The sequence below is a fragment of the Nocardioides sp. CPCC 206348 genome, from assembly GCF_048654705.1.
Classification (GTDB): Bacteria; Actinomycetota; Actinomycetes; order Propionibacteriales; family Nocardioidaceae; genus Nocardioides.
Genome location: NZ_JBMCZA010000190.1, coordinates 44,007 through 49,811, shown reverse-complemented (window position 1 = coordinate 49,811; position 5,805 = coordinate 44,007). Strand labels below are relative to the sequence as shown.

At 68.8% G+C, this 5,805-nt stretch carries 4 protein-coding genes; 2 read left to right on the top strand and 2 right to left on the bottom strand.

The features are described from left to right. Positions 1 to 17: 17 nt before the first annotated feature. Both ACOADB_RS16090 and ACOADB_RS16085 read right to left on the bottom strand, forming a co-directional pair. Positions 18 to 929, bottom strand: coding sequence for an LCP family protein (locus ACOADB_RS16090; protein ID WP_378600566.1), 912 nt, complete (start codon positions 927 to 929; stop codon positions 18 to 20). 1 nt (position 930) lies between these two features. Next, positions 931 to 1,503: a hypothetical protein gene (locus ACOADB_RS16085; protein WP_378600564.1), complete on the bottom strand. Its 573-nt coding sequence runs from the start codon at positions 1,501 to 1,503 to the stop codon at positions 931 to 933. Positions 1,504 to 1,685: 182 nt separating this feature from the next. On the opposite strand from ACOADB_RS16085, the gene ACOADB_RS16080 reads away from it, so the two are divergent. Continuing rightward, positions 1,686 to 5,420 (top strand): multifunctional oxoglutarate decarboxylase/oxoglutarate dehydrogenase thiamine pyrophosphate-binding subunit/dihydrolipoyllysine-residue succinyltransferase subunit, encoded by a 3,735-nt coding sequence (locus ACOADB_RS16080; protein WP_378600562.1) that lies wholly within the window; start codon positions 1,686 to 1,688, stop codon positions 5,418 to 5,420. 40 nt (positions 5,421 to 5,460) lie between these two features. Continuing rightward, positions 5,461 to 5,637 (top strand): DUF6104 family protein, encoded by a 177-nt coding sequence (locus ACOADB_RS16075; RefSeq protein WP_182380276.1) that lies wholly within the window; start codon positions 5,461 to 5,463, stop codon positions 5,635 to 5,637. Positions 5,638 to 5,805: the final 168 nt, after the last annotated feature.

Here is a 5,805-nt window from a genome sequence, read left to right as displayed (position 1 = left end):
CGAGGCCGGCGCCGAGGTCAACAGCGCTTGATCGTGGCGTCCTTGCGGGCGTCGTTGCCGTAGCGCTTCGCCGCCGCCGTGTTCGGGATGACCACGCTCGCGCCACCGATGTTGCCGATCGCACCGGGCAGCACGCAGGTGGTGATCTTCGCGGGGTCCACCTGGGCGACCGCCTGCGCGATGCGGAACAGCTGGGCCGCCGAGACCCCCTTGGTGTGCAGGTGCTTGAGGACGTTCAGCACGCCGCCCTCGATGAACCCGGGCTCGCTCGCTCGCTCGGCGACCCGTGCGCGGATCCCCCGCAGCACCAGCTGCTGGTTGGCCGAACGGTCGAAGTCGCCGGCCGGCAGGGACTTGCGGATCCGGCCGAACTCGACGGCCTTCATCCCGTTGACCTTCACCTTCCCGGCCTTGAAGCCCTTGGGATGGAGGTGCTCGTCGGAGAAGGCGCGCGGGTTGTCGACCGTGATGCCGCCGATGCTCGTGACCAGGTTCGCCAGACCGCTGAAGGTCGCGACCAGCACGTAGTCCGGCTCGACGCCCAGGAGGTTGCCGACCGTCCGGCCGAGCAGCTGCGGGCCACCGAAGTACAACGCCGCGTTGACCCGGTTCGAGCCGACGCCCGGAATCGGCACCCAGCTGTCGCGGGGGATGCCGATCGAGGTGGCCGCCCCGGTCCTCGTGTTCATGCCGATCATCTGCAACGCGTCACCGCGGCTGCGGACGGGGTTCTCCCGCGGCCGGGCGTCCGAGCCGACCGCGAGGATCCACACGACATCCGGGTCGACGTCGACGCCGGCCGTCTTCTCGAACTTCACCAGGGTGAACTGGGTCGGCGCCGGGGTGCTGTCGGGCACCACCAACGCCACCAGGCCGAGCAGCGCACCCAGGAGCATCGTCCGCATCACCTGCTGGATTCGGGAGCGCATGTCAGGCACCTTCCTCGCCGCGGAGGACATCGAATCCGAAGACCTGCCAGCCACCGGCCACCGGCGTGAGCATCAGCCGCCCGGTCACCCGGTCGGTGCGTTCGACGCCACCGGTCATCGCGACGCCGAGCCGGAACCGGACGGTCGCCCCGGCGACCTTCCCCTTCGGGGCGAGCACGTCGACGCGGACCACCCGCTGCGTGATCTCGACCGCCTCCAGGTCGGCGCCCACCTCGGTGTTGCTGAGGATCGCCGCCTGCTGGACGGCCAGGCCCCGGGCGTCCTTGGTGAAGTCCGCGAACGCTGTGTCGAACTTCTCACGGGGGTAGTCGCCGGCGTACGCATTGTCGAACCAGCGGTCCACGACCTCGGTCACCTGGGCCAGCACCTCGGCGGCCGCAGCGTCACTCAGCCGTCCCTTCACTGCCCCGAGACGGGCGTCGGTGGCGATCAGTTCGGACGCGGTTTCCCCCGCAGGTCCGCCGCTTTCGGTCTTGTCCTCGTCGCCACCCGAGCATCCGGCAAGAGCCAGGACGAGTGTCAGCAGGAGCGCGGCCCATGGTGTCGTTCGCACGTCGTGCGCCACCCTTCGATTCACGCCCGGAACCCCGGTCGAGTGTCTGTTGCGCAACACCTTGCCTCAAAGGGTGACCGAGGGGCGGTATTTGCCTCGGCATGGGACTAGCCTTGCCACTCGACAGCCACCCGCTATCGGCGGCGGGTCGGTCCAGCTCATCGGAAGAGGCGAAGCACGTCGTGACGCAGTCGTCAGACCAGTCCACCGGATCTCCAGTTCCCGAGGGATTCGGAGCCAACGAATGGCTCGTGGAGGAGATGAAGGAGCAGTTCGAGGCCGACCCGAACAGCGTCGATCCGGCGTGGGCCGCCTACTTCAAGGGAGCAGGCGGCAACGGTACGACGCCCGCCGCTTCCCCCGTTGCCGCGGCGCCGGCCGCCCCGGCTCCTGCTGCTGCTCCGGCGGCGCCCGCTGCTGCCGCGCCCGCTGCTCCGGCCGCCACCGCGCCGACCCCGAAGGCCACCCCCGCCCCGCAGGTGAGCCCGGCGTCCTCGACCACGCCGACCCCGCCCAAGGACGAGGCGGAAAGGCCGACCCCGAAGGACGCCCCGCGCCCCGCTCCGGTGGTCGCGAGTGACGAGCCGACCCTGACCGTGCTCCGCGGCATCCCCGCGGCGACCGCGAAGAACATGGACATCTCGCTGTCGGTCCCGACGGCGACCTCGGTGCGCAACATCCCGGTCAAGCTGCTCTGGGACAACCGCATCGTCATCAACAGCCACCTGACCCGCGCGCGCGGCGGCAAGGTCTCGTTCACGCACCTCATCGGCTACGCCATCGTCAAGGCGATCAAGGCCCAGCCGGCGATGAACAACACCTACGACGAGATCAACGGCAAGCCCACGATGGTCACGCCGTCCCACATCAACCTGGGACTCGCGATCGACCAGCAGAAGAAGGACGGCACGCGCCAGCTCGTCGCGCCGTCCATCAAGGCCTGCGAGTCGATGGACTTCGCGCAGTTCTGGACGGCGTACGAGGACATCGTCCGCAAGGCCAAGGACAACAAGCTCACCATGGAGGACTACTCCGGCACGACGGTGAGCCTGACGAACGTCGGTGGCCTCGGCACGAACAACTCCGTGCCCCGCCTGATGCAGGGCCAGGCCGCGATCATCGGCGTCGGCTCCATGGACTACCCGCCGGAGTTCCAGGGCGCGTCCGAGGAGACCATCGCCCGCAACGCGATCTCGCGGATCATGACGATGACGTCGACGTACGACCACCGCGTCATCCAGGGTGCGCAGTCGGGCGAGTTCCTGGGCCAGGTGCACCGCTACCTGCTCGGCCAGGACGGCTTCTACGACGAGATCTTCCGCGCGCTGCGGATCCCCTACGAGCCGATCCGCTGGAACAACGACATCGCGACGTCCCACGACGACGAGATCGACAAGCAGGCCCGGATCCTCGAGCTGATCCACGCCTACCGCGTGCGCGGCCACCTGATGGCCGACACCGACCCGCTCGAGTACAAGCAGCGCAGCCACCCCGACCTGCGCATCGAGTCGCACGGCCTGACCCTGTGGGACCTCGACCGTGAGTTCCCCACCGGCCAGTTCGGTGGCGGCAGCCGCCGCTTCATGAAGCTGCGCCACATCCTCGGCATCCTGCGCGACTCGTACTGCCGCACCACGGGCATCGAGTACATGCACATCATGGATCCCGAGCAGCGCCGCTGGATCCAGGAGCGCGTCGAGCAGCCGCACACCAAGCCGCCCCGCGAGGAGCAGCTGCGGATCCTGCTGAAGCTCAACGAGGCCGAGGCCTTCGAGACCTTCCTGCAGACCAAGTTCGTCGGCCAGAAGCGATTCAGCCTCGAAGGTGGCGAGACCACGATCCCGGTCGTCGACGAGATCGCCGAGGCCGCGGCCCAGTCCGCGCTCGACGAGGTCGCGATCGGCATGGCCCACCGCGGGCGCCTCAACGTGCTGGCCAACATCGTCGGCAAGTCCTACAACCAGATCTTCCGCGAGTTCGAGGGCAACATCGACCCGCGCACGGTCCAGGGCTCGGGCGACGTGAAGTACCACCTCGGCGCCGAGGGCGAGTTCGTCGCCGGCACCGGCGAGACCATCAAGGTCTCGGTCGCCGCCAACCCGTCCCACCTCGAGACCGTCGACCCGGTCCTGGAGGGCATCGCCCGCGCCAAGCAGGACGTGCTCGACCAGGGCGAGGCCTTCCCGGTGCTCCCGCTGCTGCTCCACGGTGACGCAGCGTTCGCCGGTCAGGGTGTCGTCGCCGAGACGCTCAACCTGTCCCAGCTGCGCGGTTACCGCACCGGCGGCACGATCCACCTGGTCATCAACAACCAGGTCGGGTTCACCACCTCCCCCGGTTCGTCGCGGTCCTCGCTGTACTGCACCGACGTCGCCCGCATGGTCCAGGCGCCGATCTTCCACGTGAACGGCGACGACCCCGAGGCGTGCATCCGGGTGGCCCGGCTGGCGTTCGAGTACCGCCAGGCCTTCCACAGCGACGTCGTCATCGACCTCGTCTGCTACCGCCGCCGTGGCCACAACGAGGGTGACGACCCGTCGTACACGCAGCCGTTGATGTACGACCTCATCGAGCAGAAGCGCTCGGTCCGCAAGCTCTACACGGAGTCCCTCATCGGTCGTGGCGACATCACGATCGAGGAGGCCGAGCAGGTGCTGCGCGACTACCAGCTCCAGCTGGAGCGGGTCTTCACGGAGGTCCGCGAGGCCGACACGAAGCCGTCGGAGTGGACGACCGTGCCGGACTACCCGGACAAGCCGGAGGGCGAGACCCAGACGGCCATCCCGGTCGAGGTCCTCAAGCGGATCGCCGACGCCTACGTCAGCCCGCCCGAGGGCTTCACGGTCCACCCGAAGGTGATGCCGCAGCTGCAGCGTCGCGCGGCGTCGATCACGGCCGGCCCCATCGACTGGGGCACCGGCGAGATCCTCGCGTTCGGCTCGCTCCTCATGGACGGCCGCCCGGTGCGGCTGGCCGGCCAGGACTCGCGCCGCGGCACCTTCGTGTCCCGTTTCGCGACGGTGATCGACCGGATCAACGCCGACGAGTGGACCCCGCTGTCCAACCTCACCGAGGACCAGGCGAAGTTCTTCGTCTACGACAGCCTGCTGTCGGAGTACGCCGCCCTCGGCTTCGAGTACGGCTACTCGGTCGCACGTCCCGAGGCCCTCGTGCTCTGGGAAGCCCAGTTCGGCGACTTCGTGAACGGCGCCCAGTCGGTGATCGACGAGTACATCTCCGCAGGCAAGACCAAGTGGGGCCAGGACTCCGGTGTCGTGCTGCTGCTGCCGCACGGCTACGAGGGCCAGGGTGCCGACCACTCGTCCGCACGGATCGAGCGATTCCTCACGCTGTGCGCCGACGAGGCGATGGTCGTCGCGCAGCCGTCCCACCCGGCGTCGTACTTCCACCTGCTGCGCCGGCACTCGCTGGGCGGTGAGCACAAGCCGCTCATCGTCTTCACGCCGAAGTCGATGCTCAAGCGCAAGGAAGCCGCAGCGCAGCCGGAGGACTTCACCTCGGGCTCGTTCCGTCCGGTGATCGGCGACGACACGGTCGACGCCGCCAAGGTCACCACCGTGCTGCTCGTGTCCGGTCGCCTCACCTGGGACCTGGTCGTCGAGCGCACCAAGAGCGCCCGCGAGGACGTTGCGATCGTGCGCGTCGAGCAGCTCTACCCGTGGCCGATCGAGGAGATCAAGGCCGAGCTGGCGAAGTACCCGAACGCCAAGGTCAAGTGGGTCCAGGACGAGCCGTTCAACCAGGGCCCGTGGCCGTCGTACCACCTCAACGTGGTGCCGGAGCTGGGTCGCCCGGTCGAGCCGATCACCCGTGCCGCTTCGTCGACGACGGCGGTCGGCACCGCCAAGCGTCACCTCGAAGAGGCCAAGGTCCTGATCGGCAAGGCCTTCAGCTGAGCGTCGGCGCGAAGCGTCGGCGATCGCCAGAGGAGCACTGATGTACTTCACCGATCGCGGGATCGAGGAGCTCGAGAAGCGCCGGGGTGACGAGGAAGTCACCCTGGCGTGGCTCAGCGAGCGGCTCCAGGAGTTCGTCGACATCCACCCGGACTTCGAGATCCCGGTGGAGCGGTTCGCGACCTGGCTCGCACGGCTGGACGACCCGGAGGACTGAGTCCCCCGGGCCGTCCGTGGTCACGCGACGGACTCCGAGAGCCCGATCCGCCGGTGCAGCAACCGCAGCGGCTTCGGCGCCCACCAGGCGCGTTCACCGAGAAGCCGTACGCCGGCGGGCAGCAGCACGCCCCGGACGAGCGTGGCGTCGATCAGGATCGCCAGCCCC